This window comes from Rhizobacter fulvus, assembly GCF_964020785.1.
Genome location: NZ_OZ224516.1, coordinates 5,307,649 through 5,327,518, shown reverse-complemented (window position 1 = coordinate 5,327,518; position 19,870 = coordinate 5,307,649). Strand labels below are relative to the sequence as shown.

Annotated in this window: 22 protein-coding genes and 1 riboswitch; of the genes, 11 read left to right on the top strand and 11 right to left on the bottom strand. The window is 69.3% G+C overall.

Annotation, left to right across the window (positions count from 1 at the left end; genetic code table 11):
* Positions 1-19 precede the first annotated feature (19 nt).
* Positions 20-126: riboswitch (TPP riboswitch) on the bottom strand.
* 34 nt (positions 127-160) lie between these two features.
* The 9 genes from ACWH49_RS25165 to ACWH49_RS25125 are packed head-to-tail and all read right to left on the bottom strand — an operon-like array spanning position 161 to position 8,404.
* A complete protein-coding gene (locus ACWH49_RS25165) occupies positions 161-1,213 on the bottom strand; it encodes an NAD(P)/FAD-dependent oxidoreductase (protein ID WP_448173922.1) in 1,053 nt (350 codons plus the stop codon).
* A gap of 8 nt (positions 1,214-1,221) precedes the next feature.
* Positions 1,222-1,545: a ferredoxin FdxA gene (fdxA, locus tag ACWH49_RS25160; protein WP_056463388.1), complete on the bottom strand. Its 324-nt coding sequence runs from the start codon at positions 1,543-1,545 to the stop codon at positions 1,222-1,224.
* 55 nt (positions 1,546-1,600) lie between these two features.
* A complete protein-coding gene (gene cobA / locus ACWH49_RS25155; RefSeq protein WP_448173921.1) occupies positions 1,601-2,371 on the bottom strand; it encodes a uroporphyrinogen-III C-methyltransferase in 771 nt (256 codons plus the stop codon).
* Positions 2,372-2,373: 2 nt separating this feature from the next.
* Complete coding sequence (locus ACWH49_RS25150; RefSeq protein ID WP_448173920.1) at positions 2,374-3,660, bottom strand: sulfate adenylyltransferase subunit 1; 1,287 nt, start codon at positions 3,658-3,660, stop codon at positions 2,374-2,376.
* Positions 3,660-4,619: a sulfate adenylyltransferase subunit CysD gene (gene cysD, locus ACWH49_RS25145; protein ID WP_448173919.1), complete on the bottom strand. Its 960-nt coding sequence runs from the start codon at positions 4,617-4,619 to the stop codon at positions 3,660-3,662. Before cysD ends, ACWH49_RS25150 begins: the two co-directional genes overlap by 1 nt.
* Positions 4,616-5,386 carry a phosphoadenylyl-sulfate reductase gene (locus tag ACWH49_RS25140; protein ID WP_448173918.1) on the bottom strand — a complete coding sequence of 257 codons (771 nt, stop codon included), beginning with the start codon at positions 5,384-5,386 and terminating at the stop codon, positions 4,616-4,618. The genes cysD and ACWH49_RS25140 overlap by 4 nt, the downstream gene beginning before the upstream one ends.
* On the bottom strand, positions 5,383-5,928 hold the full coding sequence (locus ACWH49_RS25135; RefSeq protein ID WP_448173917.1) for a DUF934 domain-containing protein: 546 nt from the start codon (positions 5,926-5,928) through the stop codon (positions 5,383-5,385). The genes ACWH49_RS25140 and ACWH49_RS25135 overlap by 4 nt, the downstream gene beginning before the upstream one ends.
* An 11-nt stretch (positions 5,929-5,939) precedes the next feature.
* The gene (locus ACWH49_RS25130) at positions 5,940-7,637 is read right to left on the bottom strand and encodes a nitrite/sulfite reductase (protein ID WP_448173916.1); all 1,698 of its coding nucleotides are present in this window, start codon (positions 7,635-7,637) and stop codon (positions 5,940-5,942) included.
* Positions 7,637-8,404, bottom strand: coding sequence for a sulfite exporter TauE/SafE family protein (locus tag ACWH49_RS25125; RefSeq protein ID WP_448173915.1), 768 nt, complete (start codon positions 8,402-8,404; stop codon positions 7,637-7,639). The genes ACWH49_RS25130 and ACWH49_RS25125 overlap by 1 nt, the downstream gene beginning before the upstream one ends.
* Positions 8,405-8,550: 146 nt before the next feature.
* Here ACWH49_RS25125 and ACWH49_RS25120 point away from each other — a divergent pair, with 146 nt between their 5' ends.
* The gene (locus ACWH49_RS25120; RefSeq protein ID WP_448174399.1) at positions 8,551-9,447 is read left to right on the top strand and encodes a patatin-like phospholipase family protein; all 897 of its coding nucleotides are present in this window, start codon (positions 8,551-8,553) and stop codon (positions 9,445-9,447) included.
* A gap of 205 nt (positions 9,448-9,652) precedes the next feature.
* Here the strand turns inward: ACWH49_RS25120 and phaP are convergent, their stop codons facing one another.
* Positions 9,653-10,192 (bottom strand): TIGR01841 family phasin, encoded by a 540-nt coding sequence (phaP, locus tag ACWH49_RS25115; RefSeq protein ID WP_056463364.1) that lies wholly within the window; start codon positions 10,190-10,192, stop codon positions 9,653-9,655.
* Between the two features lie 216 nt (positions 10,193-10,408).
* On the opposite strand from phaP, the gene ACWH49_RS25110 reads away from it, so the two are divergent.
* From ACWH49_RS25110 to ACWH49_RS25080, 7 genes are all read left to right on the top strand, one after another.
* Positions 10,409-11,344 carry a histone deacetylase family protein gene (locus ACWH49_RS25110; protein ID WP_448174398.1) on the top strand — a complete coding sequence of 312 codons (936 nt, stop codon included), beginning with the start codon at positions 10,409-10,411 and terminating at the stop codon, positions 11,342-11,344.
* Entirely contained in the window at positions 11,341-11,793 is a 453-nt protein-coding gene (locus ACWH49_RS25105; RefSeq protein WP_448173914.1) for an acyl-CoA thioesterase, read from the top strand. Before ACWH49_RS25110 ends, ACWH49_RS25105 begins: the two co-directional genes overlap by 4 nt.
* Complete coding sequence (locus ACWH49_RS25100) at positions 11,790-12,500, top strand: nitroreductase (protein ID WP_448173913.1); 711 nt, start codon at positions 11,790-11,792, stop codon at positions 12,498-12,500. Before ACWH49_RS25105 ends, ACWH49_RS25100 begins: the two co-directional genes overlap by 4 nt.
* Positions 12,497-13,843: a sodium:proton antiporter gene (locus ACWH49_RS25095; protein WP_448173912.1), complete on the top strand. Its 1,347-nt coding sequence runs from the start codon at positions 12,497-12,499 to the stop codon at positions 13,841-13,843. The genes ACWH49_RS25100 and ACWH49_RS25095 overlap by 4 nt, the downstream gene beginning before the upstream one ends.
* Positions 13,844-13,854: 11 nt before the next feature.
* Entirely contained in the window at positions 13,855-14,844 is a 990-nt protein-coding gene (locus tag ACWH49_RS25090) for a 2-hydroxyacid dehydrogenase (protein ID WP_448173911.1), read from the top strand.
* Positions 14,845-14,912: 68 nt separating this feature from the next.
* The gene (locus ACWH49_RS25085) at positions 14,913-17,039 is read left to right on the top strand and encodes an AsmA family protein (RefSeq protein WP_448173910.1); all 2,127 of its coding nucleotides are present in this window, start codon (positions 14,913-14,915) and stop codon (positions 17,037-17,039) included.
* Positions 17,040-17,146: 107 nt separating this feature from the next.
* Complete coding sequence (locus ACWH49_RS25080; protein WP_448173909.1) at positions 17,147-17,698, top strand: hypothetical protein; 552 nt, start codon at positions 17,147-17,149, stop codon at positions 17,696-17,698.
* 77 nt (positions 17,699-17,775) lie between these two features.
* On the opposite strand, the gene ACWH49_RS25075 is transcribed toward ACWH49_RS25080, so the two are convergent.
* Positions 17,776-18,006 (bottom strand): hypothetical protein, encoded by a 231-nt coding sequence (locus tag ACWH49_RS25075; protein WP_448173908.1) that lies wholly within the window; start codon positions 18,004-18,006, stop codon positions 17,776-17,778.
* Positions 18,007-18,134: 128 nt separating this feature from the next.
* Here ACWH49_RS25075 and ACWH49_RS25070 point away from each other — a divergent pair, with 128 nt between their 5' ends.
* The 3 genes from ACWH49_RS25070 (at position 18,135) to ACWH49_RS25060 (ending at position 19,867) form a co-directional block, all read left to right on the top strand.
* Entirely contained in the window at positions 18,135-18,872 is a 738-nt protein-coding gene (locus ACWH49_RS25070; RefSeq protein ID WP_448173907.1) for a Crp/Fnr family transcriptional regulator, read from the top strand.
* A 148-nt stretch (positions 18,873-19,020) separates the two neighbouring features.
* Positions 19,021-19,221 carry a hypothetical protein gene (locus ACWH49_RS25065; protein WP_448173906.1) on the top strand — a complete coding sequence of 67 codons (201 nt, stop codon included), beginning with the start codon at positions 19,021-19,023 and terminating at the stop codon, positions 19,219-19,221.
* A gap of 28 nt (positions 19,222-19,249) precedes the next feature.
* Complete coding sequence (locus ACWH49_RS25060; protein WP_448173905.1) at positions 19,250-19,867, top strand: hypothetical protein; 618 nt, start codon at positions 19,250-19,252, stop codon at positions 19,865-19,867.
* The last annotated feature ends 3 nt before the right edge of the window (positions 19,868-19,870 follow it).

Sequence of the window (19,870 nt, the reverse complement as noted above, 5' to 3'; positions counted from 1 at the left end):
GGCCACCACAGGACGTGATGCCGGTCTGGCCGAGCTTCCCTGCGCGAGGATTACCTCAATCAGGTTCAAAGGGACTGTCTCAGTCGAGCGGTTCGGGGGAACCGTTCAACACCCCTAGCGAATGCTGCGCAAACGAACCGCGCAGCGGGCGAATTATGACTCAGCCTTTGGGAGCGACGCCCAGCGCCCTGTGCAGGCGCGGGCTGGTGGTCGTGTATTCGAGGTGGATGGGCGTGTCCGGGAACACGATCGCCGCGGCGCCGAACGCGGCCAGCGCGGCCTCGTGGAAGCCGCAGAGGATCAGCTTCTTCTTGCCCGGGTAGGTGTTGACATCGCCGACCGCGAAGATGCCGGGCTCGCTGGTCTGGAAGCGCGCGGTGTCGACGACGAGTTGCTTGCGCTCGAGCGCGAGGCCCCAGTCGGCGATCGGCCCGAGCTTGGGGCTCAGGCCGGTGAGCACGAGCAGCCTGTCCAGCGGCAGCGTTTGCGTCGTGCCATCGGCGGCGAGCACCTGCAATGCGGTCAATCGGCCGCCGGCGTGGACAATGCCGCTGGGTTGCGCCGCGACGAACCGCAGCTGCCCGTCGCCGCGCATCCGGCGCAGCGTCGAAATCGTCTCGGGGGCCGCCTTGAACTCGTCGCGCCGGTGCATCAGGGTGACCTGGGCGAGCGGTGCCAGCGCGATCGCGCAATCGAGCGCCGCATCGTCGTCGCCGATCACGACGACGCGCTGGCCGCCCAGCGCCCGCAGGTCGTCGGGCGCGCCGTAGCGCAGCTGCGTGCCTTCGAACGCGGCAACCCCGTCGACCTTGAGCCGCCGCGGCTGGAACGAGCCGACGCCTCCGGCGATGAGCACCGTCTTCGCGAGCCACTGCGTGCCGCGCGAGCTGGCGATGCGAAACCGCCCGTCCGGCTGCCGTTCGACGACGTCGACCTGTTGCCCCAGGTGGAAGACCGGCGCGAAGGGTTCGATCTGCTGCTGCAGCTTCGCGACCAGCTCGCGACCGGTGCAGACCGTTGTTGCCGGGATGTCGTAGATCGGCTTGTCGGGGTAGAGCTCGATGCACTGGCCGCCGGCCACCGGCAGCGAGTCGATCACATGGGCGCGGATGCCGAGCAGGCCGAGCTCGAAGACCTGGAACAGGCCGACCGGCCCGGCGCCGATGACGAGCGCATCGGTCTCGATCAACGGGACGTCGACGGCCGTGGTCACGGCCGGGCTTACCGGATCAGCTCGCCGAGCTTGCCGGTGCGGTCTTTCCACTCGTCGGCGTCGGGCTGCGGGGCCTTGCGCTTGGTGATGCTGGGCCAGTTCTTCGCCAGGTCGGCATTCAGCTGGATCATGTGCTGCTGGTCGCCGGGCACGTCTTCTTCCGGCACGATCGCGTTGACCGGGCACTCGGGAATGCAGACCGCGCAGTCGATGCACTCGTCCGGATCGATCGTCAGGAAGTTCGGGCCTTCGCGGAAGCAGTCGACCGGGCACACGTCCACGCAATCGGTGTACTTGCAGCGGATGCAGGATTCGAGAACGACGTGGGTCATGGTGGTGGAACTCTTCTGTTGGAGGTGGCCGGCGAGCGCCGGCTCAACGGGGATTTTAGGGCTTGGCGCGCGCGCCACGCTTCGAGCGGACGATGCCCGCGTTGGCGGTGCCGGAAGCAGCGGCGGGCGCCGCCGCGAGCGGCGCGGCCCCGGCGCCGATCGTCATGACGCTGGGCCGGCCCGCATGCAGCATCGCGGCGCCGCCCAGGCTCGCGACGGTGTGGTCGCTGCGCAGCTGGTCCGGCCAGCCGGCGCGCGAGACGACGTGGGCCGGCGTGTCGTCCGGCCAGCCCGCCGCGCGCAAGCGGCGCGACAACGCGGCGAGCTGCTTGCCGGCCATGTAGAACACCTCGGTGTCGGCGCTGCGCGTGGCCTGCAGCTGGCCTTCGCGCGTCATCGCGGTCGACAGGCTGACGCTGCGGCCCGTGCCGCGGCGCGTCAACGGGCGCTGCGTGGCGGCAGCTGCCGCAAGCGCGGCGGTGACACCCGGCACGACCTCGCAGGCGATGCCGGCCGCGGCGAGTGCCTCCAGCTCTTCCTCGAGCCGGCCGAACACGCTCGGATCGCCGCCTTTCAGACGGACCACGGTGGTCGCCTCAGCGGCGTAGCGGACCAGCAGCGCGTTGATCGTCGCCTGGCCGGTGCTGTCGGCGAAGCCGCGCTTGCCGACGTCGACCCACTTGGCGTTCGGCGCGAGCGCGCGCAGCGCCGGATCGGTGAGCGCATCGAACAGCACGACTTCGGCCTGGCCAAGCCGCGCGGCGCCGCGCATGGTGATCAGGTCCGCCGCGCCGGGGCCGGCGCCGATGAAGATCACCGTGCCCATGGTCAGGCCGCCTCTTTGACCAGCAGCGCGCCGCTGGTGCGGTTGCTCGCCGGGTCGACGATGATCAGCGAGCCGCCGATGCGGTTCGAGGCGTACGCCTCGACCGGCAGCGGCTGCTGGGTCTCGATCACGACGCGGCCGATCTCGTTGACCGCCAGCTCGTGGGCGTCGGTGGCCTGCAGCGAGTGGATGTCGAGGCGGCTCTCGATTGCGGTGATGCGAGCCGGCACCCAGCGGTTGCCGTGGCGGACCGAGTACTTGCGGCCGATCACCGCGGGCTCGGTGTCGAGCCAGGCGAGGGTGGCGGAGAAGCGGTTCGTCTCGTGGACGGTGTCGGGCGTCGCGATCCAGTCGCCGCGCGAGACGTCCAGCTGGCGGTCCAGGCTCAGGCCGGCGGACTGGCCGGCCACGGCCGCATCGACCAGGTCACCGGCGACGCGCACCTCGGCGACGATCGCCTTCTGGCGGCTCGGGAACAGCTGCACCTCGTCGCCGGCGCGCACGCTGCCGTGGGCGATGCGGCCCCACAGGGTGCGCGGCTGGTCGCCCCGACCGTCGCCGTCACGCGCCACGTACTGCACCGGGATCAGCAGGTCGCCGACGGTGCGCTCCTGCGCGGTCGGCAGGCTTTCCAGCAACTGCAGCAGCGACGGGCCGCTGTACCACGGAGCGTTCAACGGCTGCGTCACGTTGTCGCCGCGCAGGGCCGAGACCGGGACGATGCCGGCAATGTCCATCTTCGCCTCCTCGGCGAAGTCGAGCAGCGCGGCGCGCACCGCTTCATAGGCCCGCGCCGGATCGTCGACCGCATCGAGCTTGTTGATCGCGAACACGATGCTCGGCACGCGCAGCAATTGCGCGAGCAGCGAGTGGCGGCGCGTCTGCGCGAGCAGCCTGACCGGCACGGCGTGCGCGTCCAGCTTCGTGATGTCGACCAGCACAACCGCGGCGTCGCTCCCGGCCGCGGCTGTCACCATGTTGCGGGTGTATTGCTCGTGGCCGGGCGCGTCGGCGATGATGAACTTGCGCTGCCGGGTCGCGAAATAGCGGTAGGCCACGTCGATCGTGATGCCTTGCTCGCGCTCGGCCTCGAGGCCGTCGGTCAGCAGCGACAGGTCGAAGCTTGGCCCGCCTGCGGCTTGGGGCGCACCCAGGGCGCGCTTCTCCAGCGTGTCGAGCTGGTCGGCGAGGATCGCGCGCGAGTCGTACAGCAGGCGGCCGATCAGCGTGCTCTTGCCGTCGTCGACGGAGCCGGCGGTCAAGAATCGAAGTGCGCGGTGGTCGCTCATCAGAAATACCCTTCCTTCTTGCGCCGCTCCATCGAGGCCTCGGAGGTGCGGTCGTCCATGCGGGTCGCGCCGCGCTCGCTGACGGTCACCTGCAGTGTCTCGGCGACGATCTCGGCCGCGCTCGCGGCGGGGCTCTCGACCGGGCAGGTGCAGGTCATGTCGCCGACGGTGCGGAAGCGCACCTCAACCGTCTCGACCGTTTCGCCCGGCAGGGCCGGCGTCACCTCGGTCAGCGGCACGAGCAGGCCCTTGCGGCGGATCACTTCGCGGTCGTGTGCGAAGTAGAGATCGGGCAGCGGGATGTTCTCGCGGGCGATGTAGAGCCACACGTCGAGCTCGGTCCAGTTGCTGATCGGGAACGCGCGCATGTGCTCGCCGGGCTTGATGCGGGTGTTGAACAGCGTCCAGAGTTCGGGGCGCTGCTCTTTCGGCTGCCATTGGCCGAAGCTGTCGCGGTGACTGAAGATGCGCTCCTTGGCGCGCGCCTTCTCCTCGTCGCGCCGCGCGCCGCCCATCAGCACGTCGAAGCGGTGTTCCTCGATCGCCTCGAGCAGCGCGACGGTCTGGTGGCCGTTGCGCGATTCGAGCGGGTGACCCAGCCGCACGGTGCCGCGCCGGATCGAATCCTCCAGGTCGCCCACGATCAGGCGCTCGCCCATCTGGGCAACGCGGCGGTCGCGAAACGCGATCACCTCGGGGAAGTTGTGACCGGTGTCCACGTGCAGCAGCGGGAACGGCAGCCGGCCTTCGTACTGGCCTTGGGCGTTCTTCTTCTTGAACGCCTTCTCCGCCAGCCGCAGCACCACGCACGAGTCCTTGCCGCCGGAGAACAGCAGCGCCGGCCGCTCGAACGCAGCGACGGTCTCGCGCAGGATGAAGATGGCTTCTTCCTCGAGCCAGTCGAGGTGGGTGTGGTCGAGCTCGGGCAGCAACTGCTCGACCTTCAACGGGGCATTCATGCGTGGGCTCCGATCGGGGAAATGGGTGACTGTTCGGCGGGATGCGCGTCGTGGACGTGGAGTCCGCATTCCTTCGCGCCTTCGGCCTCCCACCACCAGCGGCCCGCGCGAAAGTCCTCGCCCACCGCAATCGCGCGGGTGCAGGGCGCACAGCCGATGCTCGGGAAGAACTGGTCGTGCAGCGGGTTGTACGGAACGTCGTTCAGGGCGATGTACTGCCAGACGTCGGCCCAGCTCCAGTCGGCGAGCGGGTTGAACTTGGTGCGGCCCTTGTCGTCCTGCTCGGTGAACTCGACGGTGCCGCGGTTTGCCGACTGTTCGCGCCGCATGCCGGTGATCCACGCGCTGCGCTCGGCGAGCATGCGTGCCAGGGGTTCGAGCTTGCGGATCGCGCAGCAGCCCTTGCGCAGGTCGATGCCGTCGTACATCGCGCGCTCGCCATGGCGGGCGACGAAGTGCACCACCGATTCCTGCACCGGCTCGTAGATCTCCACGTCGAGCGCATAGCGCGCCACGATCGTGCCGATCAGCCCGACGGTCTCGGCATGCAGCATGCCGGTCTGCAGCGTGCCCACCGCGATCGGGAGGTCGTACCGGGCGATCAGGTCGGTAATCACCATGTCTTCGGCGCCGAGGCTGGTCGCCTGGACGATCCGGCCCGGGTGGTCGACCGCGGCGCGGCGCAGCAGCGCCAGCGCCTGCGCGATGCGGGTCTCGAAGCCGGCCGACTGGCGTGCGTAGAGCTGGATCGCGTTGCCGCCGCTCATATTGCCGCCCCGGCGTTGAGGAATTCTTCCTGCGCCCGCACCAGCGCGTCGGCGGTGCCGGGCGGCTTGGCGAACAGCGGCGTCGGATCGTCGACGCCGCCCTGGTAGAAGCCGGGGAAGAAGGTCAGCGCGCGGTGCGCCGCCTCGAGCGACTGATCGGCGCGCAGCACCACCGAGGTGAAGCCGCTGCGCGCCATCAGCAGCACCATGTCGACCAGCGCCTCGCCGGTCGCGCGCACCTCGCCGGTGAAGCGGTAGCGCATGCGCAGCGTGTGCGCCTGGCTGTAGGCGCGGCCGTCGACCCACTTCGGGAAATGCAGCTGCACCAGCGTCAGGCGCGTCAGGTCGGCGGCGATGTCCTTCACCTCGGCGTCGTTGGCCAGCATCACGCCGACCGGCATGTCCTGCGGCCACTGCGCACGGAAGGCGTGCCATTGCTCGACGGTGAGCAACAGGTGCGGGCGTGGGTCGATGTAGGCGGCCGGGCCGTCCTCGCCGCCGAGGGTGCGCCAGGGGTCTTTCTGCAGGTTGATGAATTTCATGGGCGGGCTCCTCAGACGGGCACGGTCGCGGTGCTGCGGCGCACGGCGTTGGCCGAAACCTTGAACGGCTCGAGGCCGACGCGCTTGACGGTGTCGATGAACAATTCGTTCGGACTGCGCTGCTCGCGGTAGGTCTCGATCACCGACTCGATCACGTCGGCCACCTCGTCGGCCGCGAACGACGGGCCGATCACCTTGCCCGGCACCGAGGCGCCGCTGATCGTCGAGCCGTCGGAGCCGCCGAGCGAGATCTGGTACCACTCCTTGCCGTCCTTGTCGACGCCGAGGATGCCGATGTGGCCGCTGTGGTGGTGGCCGCACGAGTTGATGCAACCGCTGATGTGCAGGTCGATGTTGCCGATGTCGTAGAGCTCGTCGATCTCGTCGAAGCGCTGGGTCAGCTCCTCTGCGATCGGGATCGAGCGCGCGTTCGCGAGCGCGCAGAAGTCGCCCCCCGGGCAGGCGATCATGTCGGTCAGCAGCCCGATGTTCGGCGTCGCGAAGCTGGCGTCCCGCGCGGCCTGCCACAGCGCGTGCAGCTCGGTTTCGCGCACCCACGGCAGCAGCAGGTTCTGGTCGTGGGTGACGCGCAGTTCGCCGTGGCTGAAGCGGTCGGCGATCGCGGCGGCGGCGTCCATCTGGTCGGCGGTCGCGTCGCCGGGCGCCTGGCCAGCGCGCTTCAGCGACAGCGTCACCGCACGGTAGCCGCTGAGCTTGTGGGCGTGCACGTTGCGTTCGAGCCATCGGCCGTAGGCCTGCGGCGCGTCGAAGGCGGCGAGCGGCGTTTCCGGCACGGCGGCGACGCCGGCGGGCAGCACGAAGCTCCTCGCGACGCGCTCGAACTCGGCCTGCGGCAGAAGGTGGGCGGTGCCGGCAACGTCGTTCTCGAGGATGTCGGTGAACTCGGCGTTGACCGCATCGATGAACTTCTGGCCCTCCGCCTTGACGAGGATCTTGATGCGCGCCTTGTACGCGTTGTCGCGCCGGCCGTAGCGGTTGTAGACGCGCACGATCGCCTCGATGAACACGAGGATCTGCTGCCACGGCAGGAACGCGCGGATCTCGGTGCCGATGACCGGCGTGCGGCCCATGCCGCCGCCGACCAGCACGCGGAAGCCGATCTCGCCGGCCGCGTCCTTCTTCAATTGCAGGCCGATGTCGTGCCAGGCGATCGCGGCGCGGTCTTCCGTGGCGCCGGTGATCGCGATCTTGAACTTGCGCGGCAGGAACGCGAACTCGGGATGCAGCGTGCTCCACTGGCGCAGCAACTCGGCGTAGGGGCGCGGGTCGACGACTTCGTCGGGTGCGATGCCGGCCAGCGCGTCGCTGGTGATGTTGCGGATGCAGTTGCCGCTGGTCTGGATGCCATGCATGTTCACGGCTGCGAGCGCATCCATCACGTCCGCGGCCTGAACGAGCGGGATCCAGTTGTATTGCAGGTTCTGGCGCGTCGTGAAGTGGCCGTAGCCGCGGTCGTACTGGCGGGCGATGGTGCCGAGCGTGCGCAGTTGCGCAGCGCTCAGTTCGCCGTACGGCACCGCGACGCGCAGCATCGGCGCGTGACGCTGCACATACCAGCCGTTCTGCAGGCGCAGGGCCTTGAAGTCGTCTTCGGGCAGTTTGCCCGCGAGATGGCGCTCCAGCTGGTCGCGGAACTGCGCGGCGCGCTGGTGGACGAATTGCTTGTCGAAGTCGGTGTATTGATACATCAGGTGATCACTTTCAATCCGGCGCTCACGAGGGCGACGCACAGGAGCGTTCGCACGAGCTTTTCGGGCATCTTGCGGGTCAGCTGCGCGCCGATCCAGATGCCGGGGATGGAGCCGATCAGCAAGGCGCCGAGCAGGTTCCAGTCGATGTGGCCGAGGGTCGCGTGGCCGATGCCGGCCACGAGGGTGAGCGGCACCGCGTGGGCGATGTCGGTGCCGACGATCTCGTGCGACTTCAGGCGCGGGTACAGCAGCAGGATCAGCGTCGCGCCGATCGCGCCGGCGCCGATCGAGCTCAGCGACACCAGCACGCCCAGCAGCACACCGCACAGCACCGTCAGCAGGGGCTTGCGATGCTCGGGAATCCAGCGCTCCAGCCGCAGGCCGACGCTCTGCCAGACGCGCTTGTAGGCAACGGTGACGGCGGTCAGCAGCAGCGCGACGCCGAGCGTCAACGTCAGCGCGGCGGCCCAGCCCTTGGTCACGCCGGTGAGGTGCATCAGCGCCACCGTACCGATCGATGCCGGGATGCTCCCGGCCAGCAGCAGCGCCGTGATGCGCCACCGCACGTGGCCGGCCTGGTGGTGCGAGAGCGAACCGGCCGTCTTGGTGACCGCGGCGAACCACAGGTCCGTGCCGATCGCCACGGCCGGGTTCAGCTTGAACACCGACAGCAGCAGCGGCGTCATCAGCGAGCCGCCGCCCACGCCGGTCAACCCGACGATGGCGCCGACGCCGAAGCCGCTGACAATCGCGATCCAATCCATCCCGAACGCACACCCGAAGCAGCGCCTCGATGGCGCAGAAGTACGGGAATGTACGGAGCAGTCATATATTACGGAAGAACATTATCAAACTTTGCTTATGTCTTGAAGGCATATCGCCGGGCGAACCGAGTCGACGGCGCCTGCTGATCGCCGGCGGCGCTCTGGCGCTGGCCCTCGCCGGGTGCCAGACCGCCCCGCCGCCCGTTCCGATCGTCGCCGCGCCGCCGCCGTCACCGCCTGTCGATCCGGTGCCGCGCCCGCCGCCGAAGCCGCCGCGGATCGGGCTCGCGCTGGGCGGCGGCGCGGCGCGCGGCTTCGCGCACATCGGCGTGATCCAGGTGCTGGAGGAAAACGGCATCAAGCCCGACCTGGTCGCCGGCACCTCGGCCGGCAGCCTGGTGGCGGCGCTCTATGCCTCGGGGCAGAGCGGCGCGCAACTCGCGGCACTGGCCGATTCGATGGACGAGACCGCGTTCACGGACTGGTCCTTCCCCGGCCGCGGCCTGATCCGCGGCGAGGGCCTGGCGAAGTACGTGCGTGACCACACGGGCGGGCTGCGGATCGAGCAGATGAAGGTGCCGCTCGGGATCGTCGCGACCGACCTGGACAGCGGCGACGCCGTGTTGTTCCAGCGCGGCGACCCGGGCGTGGCCGTGCGCGCCTCGAGCGCGGTGCCGGCGGTGTTCCAGCCGGTGCGGATCGGCACCCGCGAGTACGTGGACGGCGGCCTGGTCGCGCCGGTCCCGGCGCGCTTCGCCCGCCAGATGGGCGCGCAGCTCGTGATCGCGGTCGATATCTCCGCGGTGCCGGACGGCAATCCGACCGGCGACGCGATGCGCATGCTGCTGCAGACCTTCGCGATCATGGGCCGCAGCATCAACACGCTCGAACTGCGCGATGTGGACGTCCTGCTGCGGCCCAAGCTCGCGCAGGTCTCGGGCGCCGACTTCTCGGCCCGCAAGCGGGCCATCCAGGCCGGGCGCGAGGCCATGCTGGCCCAGCTCGAGCCGCTGCGCGAGCGCATCGCCGCCAAGACGCATTGAGGCCGCGCGCCAAAACAAACGGCCCGACGCATTGCTGCATCGGGCCGAAAGGTAGCCGAGAGGAGGAAGAGGCTACCGAGGAGACAACCTTCAGGAGAGCCGCCAACCCGAAGGCTGGCGGTCACTCTCAGATGGGCGACTCCCCGACAAGTTCAAGCCGTCTACAAATGTTTACGGCGGGCTCCTCGTCGAGCTGAAGCCGGGATCAGGCGGCGCGCTTGGCCTTGGTGGCCTTGGTCGCGGTGGCGCTGATGGCCTGGAAGTTGGCTTCGGCGGTCTCGGTGGCTTGCTTGACAGCCTTCTGCACGCCTTCGAACGCGTTGTTCGCAGCGGCGACGGCCGACTTGACCAGCGCGACGGCGTTTTCGCTGCCAGCCGGGGCGTTCTTGACGGCGGTATCGACCACCGACATGAACTTCGTCTGCGCGTCGGCGGCGGTGGCTTCGGCGACCTTGGTCACTTCGGCGCCGGTGGCGGCAGCGATGTCGTACAGGTGGCGGCTGTAGGCAGCGGCCTTCTCGGCGGCCGGCTGCAGGAGGCTGGCTTGCAGGGCCATGAATTCTTGCGCGTCCTTGGCCGACAGCACGGCCTTGGTGTTCTCGGCGGCTTCGCCGATCGCGGCGCGGGCCACTTGCAGGTTCAGCTCGACGAGCTTCTCGACGCCTTCGAACGCCTTGTTGGTCAGGCCGAAGAGGACTTCGACGTTGGACTTGTGGGCGGCCATCAGTTGTTCAGCGGTCATCATGGTGAGAGTCTCCAGACAGGGTGGGTAGAGGGACAAGGAACGAATCGGAAATCGGTTCTGCGTGCATTTGCTGCACTGCAACATAGATCGAAGTATAGCGACCCTGTCCCAGGGCGCAAGTGTTTTTTGTTGCACTGCAGCAGAAACGTCGGGTTTTGGTGTATCGGGCGTTTCGGCAGGGTTTCCATCGCGTCGTCACAATCGCGCCCCATGCCGATGCAAGCCTTCTACGCCGACCAGTTCGTGCTGCCGCTGCCGGCGGGTCACAGCTTCCCGATGTCCAAGTACCGGTTGCTGCGCGAGCAACTGGACGGTCTGCCGGGCCTGGAGATGTGCCAGGCCTTGCCGGCCAGCGACGGCGAGCTGGCGCTGGCGCACACGCCGGCGTATCTCTCGGCCGTGGTCGAAGGCACGCTGAGCCCGGCGTTGCAGCGCGAGATCGGTTTTCCATGGAGCGAGGCGATGGTCGAACGCGCCCGCCGCTCGGTCGGCGCCACGATCGCTGCCGCGCGGGCCGCGCTGGCCACGGGTGTCGCCGCCAACCTGGCCGGCGGCACGCACCATGCCACGGCGGAGAAGGGAGGCGGCTACTGTGTCTTCAACGACGCCGCGGTCGCGGCGCGGCTGATGCAGGCCGAGTGCCACCGCACGCGGCGCCAGTTGCTGCGCGTCGCGATCGTCGATCTGGACGTCCACCAGGGCAACGGCAGCGCCTCGATCTTCGCCGACGACCCGACCGTGTTCACGCTGTCGATGCACGGCGCGAAGAACTTCCCGTTTCGCAAGGAACGCAGCGATCTGGACGTCGACCTGCCGGACGGCTGCGGCGACGCCGCCTATCTGGAGGCGCTCGACCATGCGCTGGCCGAACTGTGGCGCCGGCATGACGCCGCGCCGCCCGGGCTGATCTTCTACCTGGCCGGCGCCGATCCCCACGAGGGGGATCGCCTCGGCCGCCTCAAGCTCACGACCGCGGGCCTGGCAGAGCGCGACCGGCGCGTGCTGGCGGCGGCCCGCGAGCGCCGCATCCCGGTCGCGCTGTCGATGGCCGGCGGCTATGGTCGGGTCGTCGACGACACGGTCCAGGTGCACCTCGGCACGATCCGCGCGGCGATCGACAGCTGGCGGCAATGGAACAATGCGCCCCCATGAGCGCTTCACCCTCCGCCACCACGCGCCCGGCGCCGCAGCCGCGCGACGCCTACCGCCACTTCAGCAGCATCTCGACCCGCTGGATGGACAACGACGCCTACGGCCACATCAACAACGTCGTCTACTACAGCTACTTCGACACGGTGGTGAACCGCTACCTGATCGAGGCCGGCGTGCTCGATGTCGAGCGCGGCGCGGTGATCGGCCTGGTCGTCGAGACCCACTGCAACTACTTCGCGCCGCTGTCGTTCCCGCAGGTCGTCGACGCCGGCTTGCGCGTCGCGCAGATCGGCAGCTCGAGCGTGCGCTACGAGATCGGGCTGTTCGGTGGCGGCGCGGCGCTGAGCGCGGCCTGCGGCCACTTCGTCCATGTCTACGTCGACCGCGCCACACGCCGGCCGGCGCCGCTGCCCACCCCGCTGATCCACACCTTGCAAGGACTGCTGTGACCGCCACGCCCGTGCCCACGCCCGAACAGACCGCCGCGGTCGACACCGCGATCATCACGCGCCGCTCGCTGCGTGCCTTCCTGCCCACGCCGGTGCCGCGCGAGACGATCGAGGCGATCCTGCAGGTCGCGGCACGCTCGCCGTCGGGGACCAACACCCAGCCGTGGAAGGTCTACGTGCTGACCGGCCACGCCAAGGAAGAACTCTCGCGCAAGGTCGCTGCGGCCTACGACGATCCCGAGCAGCGCGCGCAGCACAGCGAGGAGTACGCGTATTACCCGACCGAGTGGAAGTCGCCGTTCATCGACCGCCGCCGCAAGGTCGGCTGGGACCTGTACGGCCTGCTCGACATCGCCAAGACCGACAAGGCGCGCATGCATGCCCAGCACCGCCGCAACTACGAGTTCTTCGACGCGCCGGTCGGCCTGATCTTCACGATCGACCGGGTGATGCGCCAGGGCAGCTGGCTCGACTACGGCATGTTCCTGCAGAGCGTGATGGTTGCGGCGCGCGGCCGCGGGTTGGACACCTGCCCGCAGGCAGCGTTCACGCAGTTCCACCGGATCATCACCGCGCACGTCGGCGCGCCCGACAACGAACAGGTCGTTTGCGGCATGTCGCTCGGCTGGGCCGATCCGGACGCGATCGAGAACACGCTGGTGACCGAGCGCGAGCCGGTCAGCGGCTTCGCCCGTTTCCTGGAATGAGCGTGTCCGGGGCCGAGCTGGCGGCGTTCTGGGGCCTTCCGTTCGCGGGCATGCTGCTGTCGATCGCGCTGCTTCCATTGCTCGCGCCGTCGTTCTGGCACCACCATGCCGGCAAGGTGGCGCTCGGTTGGTCGCTCGCGTTCCTGGGGCCGTTCGCGGCGCGCTTCGGCGTCGCCGAGGCCGGCCACGGTCTGGCGCACACGCTGCTGGCCGAGTACCTGCCGTTCATCATCCTGCTGACTGCGCTGTTCACCGCGGCCGGCGGCATCCACCTGCGCGGCAACCTGCGCGGCGGCCCCGGGCTCAACACCGGGCTGATGGCGATCGGCGCCGTGCTGGCGAGCGTGATGGGCACGACCGGCGCGGCGATGCTGATGATCCGCCCGTTGATTCGCGCCAACGACAACCGCCGGCACGCGGCTCACGTGATCGTCTTCTTCATCTTCATCGTCGCCAACGCGGCCGGCTCGCTGACGCCGCTCGGCGACCCGCCGCTGTTCCTCGGCTTCCTGCAGGGCGTGTCGTTCTTCTGGACCGTTTCGCACCTGCTGCCCGAGACGCTGTTCCTGGTCGGCGCGTTGCTGGCGATCTTCTACGCCATCGATGTGTGGCACTTCCGGCGCGAGGGCGTGCTGCCGGCCGATCCTACGCCGTGCGACGCGCCGCCGCTGGGCATCGTCGGCGCGATCAACCTGCTGCCGCTGCTGCTGATCGTCGCGCTGGTGCTGCTGAGCGGCACCTGGAAGCCAGGCGTCGCGTTCGACGTCTTCGGCGTCGAGCTGGGCCTGCAGTCCCTGGTGCGGGACGCCGGCCTGATCGCGGTCACGCTGCTGTCGCTCGCGATCACGCCGCGCGGCGTGCGCGCCGCCAACGAGTTCTCGTGGGCGCCGATGAAGGAGGTGGCCGAGCTGTTCGTCGGCATCTTCGTCACGATGATGCCGGTGCTCGCGATGCTGAAGGCCGGCGAGGCCGGCGCCTTCGCCGGCGTGGCCCGCGCCGTGACCGGCACCGACGGCGCGCCGCTGCCCTGGGCCTATTTCTGGTTCAGCGGCGTGCTCAGCTCGTTCCTCGACAACGCGCCGACCTATCTGGTGTTCTTCAACCTCGCCGGCGGTGACGCGCAGGTGCTGATGACGAAGCTCGCGACCACGCTCGCGGCGATCTCGGCCGGCTCGGTCTTCATGGGCGCGAACACCTACATCGGCAACGCGCCGAACTTCATGGTCAAGGCCATCGCCGAGAGCCGCGGCATCCGCATGCCGAGCTTCTTCGGCTACATGGTCTGGTCGGGCGCGGTGCTGCTGCCGCTGTTCGTCCTCATCACTTTCATCTGGATGCGTTGAAAGGATTCATCGTGAGCAAACCCGCCGTACTCGTCTGCCGTGCCGTGTTCCCCGACATCGTCGATCGGCTGCGCGAGCATTTCGACGTGGAAGACAACCCGAGCGACGTGGTCTGGACGCCGGCCGAACTGATCCAGCGGCTGCAGGGCAAGGCCGGTGTGTTCATCACCGGCACGCAGCCGATCGACACCGCGCTGCTCGACGCCTGCCCGCAACTCAAGGCCGTGTGCAGCATGGCAGTCGGCTACAACAACGTGGACGTGCCGGCCTGCACCGCGCACGGCGTCGTCGTCAGCAACGCACCCGACGTGCTGACCGAAACCACCGCCGACTTCGGCTTCGCGCTGATGATGGCGGCCGCCCGCCGCATCGCCGAAAGCGAACATTTCCTGCGCAGCGGTGCGTGGTCCAAATGGAGCGTCGATGCCTTCGCCGGCACCGACGTGCATGGCGCGACGCTGGGCGTGCTCGGCATGGGGCGGATCGGCCAGGCCATCGCGCGGCGCGGCGCGCTCGGCTTCGGCATGAAGGTGATCTACCACAACCGCTCGCGGCTCGACGCCGCGATCGAGGGCGAGCTCGGTGCGCGCTGGGTCGACAAGGAAGCATTGCTGCGCGAAAGCGATCATCTCGTGATCGTGGTGCCGTACAGCGCCGCGTCGCACCATTTGGTCGGCGCCGCCGAGCTGGCGCTGATGAAGCCGACCGCCACGCTGACCAACATCGCGCGCGGCGGCATCGTCGACGACGCGGCGCTGGCGCAGGCGCTGCGCGACAAGCGGATCGCCGCGGCCGGGCTCGACGTGTTCGAAGGCGAGCCGAGCGTGCATCCCGATCTGCTGACCGTGCCGAACGTGGTGCTGACCCCGCACATCGCCAGCGCCAGCCTGCCGACGCGCCGTGCGATGGCCCACCTCGCGGTCGACAACCTGATCGCCGCGCTCGGCTTCGGCCCGCAGGCCGGTCACCCGCCGACCGCGCTGAATCCCGAAGCGCTGTAGGAGCATCCCCACAGCCGAAGGCGCGCCTTCCCGATGAGCGAGCCGGTGCCCCCATGCGAGCATGGGGAATGAATGAAGCGACCGTCAGGCCTGCACGCTGGGGCCGCATCGCGGGTGCCGCGGTGCTGTTGCTGGTCGTGGCCATCGGCGTCTGTGAAGCACTCGGCTGGCCCTTCCTGGCGGGGCCGATGCAGCAATGGCTGGGCAGCGCGCTGCAACGCCGGGTGAGCCTGAGCGCCGATCCGGCCATTGCGCCGCGCGTCAAGATTCACCTGCTCGGCAGCGTCGACCTGAACGCGGCGTTCATCGAGATCGGCGCGCCGGCCTGGAGCGCCGAGCCGTACATGCTTCGCGCCCGCGATGCGCGCATGAAGCTCGGGTATGGGGACTTGTGGCGGGCGCGCGGCGGCGAGCCGCTGCGCATCCGCGAATTGCGCGCCGCCGAACTGGACAGCCACGTCGAGCGTCGGGCCGACGGCCGGGCCTCCTGGCAGTTTGGCAAGCAGACCGACACGCCCGACACCGCCGACACACCGCAGCGCCTGCCGGTGTTCGGCCGGTTGCAGGTCGACTCAGGCCGCCTGAGCTACCGCGACGCGCTGATCGTCGCGGACCTCGATGCCACCTATTCGCTGGTCGAAGGCGAGAGGGTCTCGGCCGCCGGCGTGCAAGGCAAGGCGACGGGGCTGCAGTTCGTCGGCAAGGGCTCGTACCAGAAGCAACCGGTGCGCATCGAGCTCAAGACCAATGGCGTGCTGCCGGTGATCGCCGAGGACGCCGCCCAGATCGCGCTGCCGGTCATGCTGGACGCACGCATCGGCGGCGCGGTGCTGAGCTTCAACGGCACTGCAACCGATGCCTTGCACCTGACCGCGCTGAAAGGGCGCTTCAGCGTCCGGGGTCCATCGCTGGCCGCGCTCGGCGACCCGCTCAACGTGACGCTGCCGACGACACCGCCATTCCGCGCCCAGGGCCTGGTCGCGAAGGAGGGCGTGGTGTGGAACGCGGTGTTCGAGCAGGCGACGATCGGTTCCAGCCGTCTCGCCGGAGCCTTCACCTACGACCCGCGCCCGGCGCGCCCGGTGCTTGCAGGCCGGCTCAGCGGCACCAAGCTGCTGCTCGCCGACCTCGGGCCGAGCGTGGGCGCGCCCGCGAAGAAGTCGCCCGCCGTGCCGGAGGTGACGCCGACCGCCGCGGCGCAGCGCGACACCGCCGCACCCGGCCACGTGCTGCCGAACCGCGAGTTCGACCTGCCGTCGCTGCGCGCGATGGACGCCAACGTGCTGGTCGACATCGACAACCTGGACCTTGGCAGCAGTTTCCTCGAGCCGCTCAAGCCCCTGCACACCCACCTCGTGCTGATCGACGGCGTACTGACGTTGCGCGAGCTCGAAGCGCGCACCGGGCAGGGACGCCTGTTCGGCAGCGTCGGGCTGGACGGGCGCGCCGCCGTCGCCAAGTGGACCGCCGACCTGCGCTGGAGCGGCGTCCGGCTGGAAAGCTGGATCCGCCAGGCACGTGCCGACAATGCCCCGCCGTGGGCCACGGGGCGACTCGAAGGCCAGGCGCGCGTCGCCGGGGAGGGCAAGTCGACTGCCGCGATCCTCGGCAGCCTGCGCGGTGGCGTGCGGATGCAGGTGAAGGACGGCACCGTCTCGCACCTGGCCGTCGAAGCGGTCGGCCTGGACATCGCACAGGGCCTGGGCATGCTGATCAAGGGCGACGACGCCTTGCCCGTGCTGTGCTCGGTCGTCGACCTGGTGGCCGACCGCGGCGTGCTGAAGCCGCGCGCGCTTGTGGTCGACACACGCGATTCGACGCTCTGGGCCGACGGCTCGCTGTCGCTCGTGAACGAGTCGATGGATCTGCGGGTGGTGGCCAGCCCGAAAGACTTCAGCCCGCTTGCGCTGCGCACGCCCGTGCACATCCAGGGCACGTTCGCCAAGCCGTCGTTTTCGCTCGAAAAGGGCCCGCTCGCCAAGCGGGTGGGCGCGGCAGCGCTGCTGGCCTTGCTGAATCCAATGGCGGCGATCCTGCCGCTGATCGACACCGGCAGCGGCGACGACGCGAAGCAGGGCAGCGACACCTGTCGTGCGCTGTCCCAGCGCATCGCCGCGCGCCCCGCGCTGGGTGCGCCGCCGCCGCCGAAGGCTCCGGCGAAGGGCGCGCCCAGACCCGCGGCGCCGTTGCGGTAGGACAAGAACTACGGGGCCCTGCGGCAGCGTCCGCTGGCTCGTGACCGGGGCTGTTTCGATACTTCGTTCACCGCGGGACCACCCCGCAAAACGAAAGGGACAACTCCATGATCACGATCCGACACTGCAAGACCGGCCTGGCCATCGCCGCGATGATTGCCGCTAGCGGCTCGTTCGCCGCCACCGGCAACCGCGCCGACTACACGGCCGCGAAGGACCGCATCGGCGCCGAGTACAAGGCCGACAAGGCAGCGTGCGACTCGCGCTCGGGCAACCAGAAGGACATCTGCATGGAGCAGGCCAAGGGCAAGGAAAAGGTGGCCCTGGCCGAAGCCGAATACAACTACACCGGCAAGCCGGCCGACGCCAACAAGATCGCGGTCGAGAAGGCCGATGCCGGCTATGCCGTCGCAAAGGAAATGTGCGACGAGAAGGGCGGCAACGCGAAGGATGTCTGCGTGGCCGAGGCCAAGGCCGAGCACAAGAAGGCGCTCGCCGATGCCAAGATGAGCAAGAAGGTCGGCGAGGCGCGCAACGACGCGGTCGAAGACAAGCGCGAGGCCGACTACAAGGTCGCGACCGAGAAGTGCGACAGCCTGGCCGGCGACGCGAAATCGGCGTGCATCAGCGCCGCCAAGTCGAAGTACGGCAAGACTTGATCCGCTTCGGCTTCCGCCTGAACAAAAGCCGGCAGATGCCGGCTTTTGTCGGTGAGGGAGGTCCAGGCAGGCTCGACCTATTGCTTGCCCGGCGGCGGGGCACGGTCCTCGCCCTTCGAGTGCGATTTGCCGATCTCCTCGGCGCGCTTCATCTCCTCGGCCTCGGCCGCGTTTTCGGGGGCGGCTGCCGCGGCGGCGTCGTCGACGCTGCCCGATTGGACGAATTCGCGTGCCGACTCGTCGTAGCGCCGGGTCGCGTCGTAGTTGCCCTCGCCTTGGAGGTCCTTGTCGCGGGGTGGGTGGGCCATCGTCGTCTCCTGGGGTTGCAGTGGTCCGACAATAGAAACTCCGCCGCGGCCCCGAGAGCGGGCGACACCGCTCGCCGCGGTAGGTCGAGTCCGACAGCCGCGCTCGCGCGCCGAGTCCTGGAGAAGCCATGAAAGTCGTGCCCTGCACCACCTGCCCGCTGCGGCCGATGCCGTTGTTCATTGCGCAGACGGATGCCGAGAACGCGCTGATCGAGACCCTGAAGCGCGACCAGGTCGTCGTGCTCGCCGACCGCGCGCTGATCCACGAAGGGCAGGCCGATGCGCCGCTCTACACCGTGCTGAGCGGCTGGGCGTTCCGCTTCAAGACCTTGAGCGACGGGCGCCGCCAGATCCTGAATTTCCTGCTGCCCGGCGACTTCATCGGCGTGCAGCAGAAGATGGGCGATGCCGCGGCCCACGGCGTGCACACATTGACCGACACCGTGCTGTGCGTGTTCCAGCGCGACGCGCTGTGGGAACTGCACCGCTCGGCCCCATCGCTCGGCTTCGCCGTGACGTGGCTGACGGCGCACGAGGAATCGGTGGTCGACGACACGCTGCTGTCGGTCGGCCGACGCAATGCCGAGGAACGCATCGCGACGCTGCTGATCGTGCTGTACAAGCGCGCCGCCGCGCTGCTGCCGGATGCGGACATCAACGGTGTGCCCTTCCCGCTGACGCAGCAGCACATCGCCGACGGGCTCGGGCTCTCGCTGGTGCACACCAACAAGACCCTGCGCAAGCTCGAGCGCCGCGGGTTGCACCGCATCGAGGACGGCCGGCTGCACCTGCTGGACGTGAACGCGCTGGCTCGCATCGCGGACCTGTATGGCGACGGCAAACCCGCGCCGCGTCCGCTCATCTGACACTCGCGACGCAGACGCGACGCGTTTTCGTCCTACGTGGCTTTCGGTGCGCTCCGACCGAACGCTCGCGCGCGCCTGGATACGCTTGCGTCATGGTCAGGCGCACGGAGGGGCCGCAGCGCCGCCAGATCCCTCGTAGGAGTGCCACATGCACCGCGATCGCCAGCACCAGGCCGGGTTCAAGTCGGAACGTCACCCGGGCCGCCGCGAATGGGAACCCGCCGCGCAGGACGTCCACCAGCTCGAGGCACGCGAACACGCCCGCCAGCACGTCAAGGGTCACAAGACCCACGCGGTGCGCTCGGCCGAGGCGGAGCGCCAGATCCGCGAACTGCGCAGCCGTTACTGAACGGGATCGCCAGCCGGAGACAGGCACCATGCAGCGCACCGCTCCCCTGATCGCCCTCGTCGCGGCGCTGGCGCTGGCCGGCGGGGCGCGGGCCGACGACGATTTCGAGGGCAGCGCCGCGTCCCTGCGCAGTGTGGCCGCGCTGACCGGTGCGGCCGGTGCCGGGCAGAACGATTCGCCTCGCTTCGTTCGGGACGACGCGGTGCCCGAGCCATTGCGGACCGCACCGAACTTCCGTGGCGAGGCGACCGAAGTCGGCTACCGCTGGTGGATTTCCCGTGGTCGCGCAGACCTGGGCCTGGGGCTCGGCACGCTGGCGTATTCCGTGCGGCCGATCACCAGCACGGCCGGGCTGCTGCCGGAGGCGCCGGCCAATGTCGTGGGCTCCGGCACCGTGCTGACGCTGGGCATGCGCTACCGGACCTCGGACCGCTCGTCGCTGTTCGCCGACGCGGCGAGCTGGCGCGGTGCCGGCATCGGGGGCGGCGACGCGGTCGCCGGCAAGGTCGGCATCGAATTCAAATCGGCGCAATCGCGCTTCAACATCGCGTACGGCGGCCTCGGCCTCAAGCTGGCCGGCGATGCCCGCATGACGCTGCGGATGCGCCGCGGCGGCCTCGCGCTGTTCATGCGCAGCACGTTCTGATCC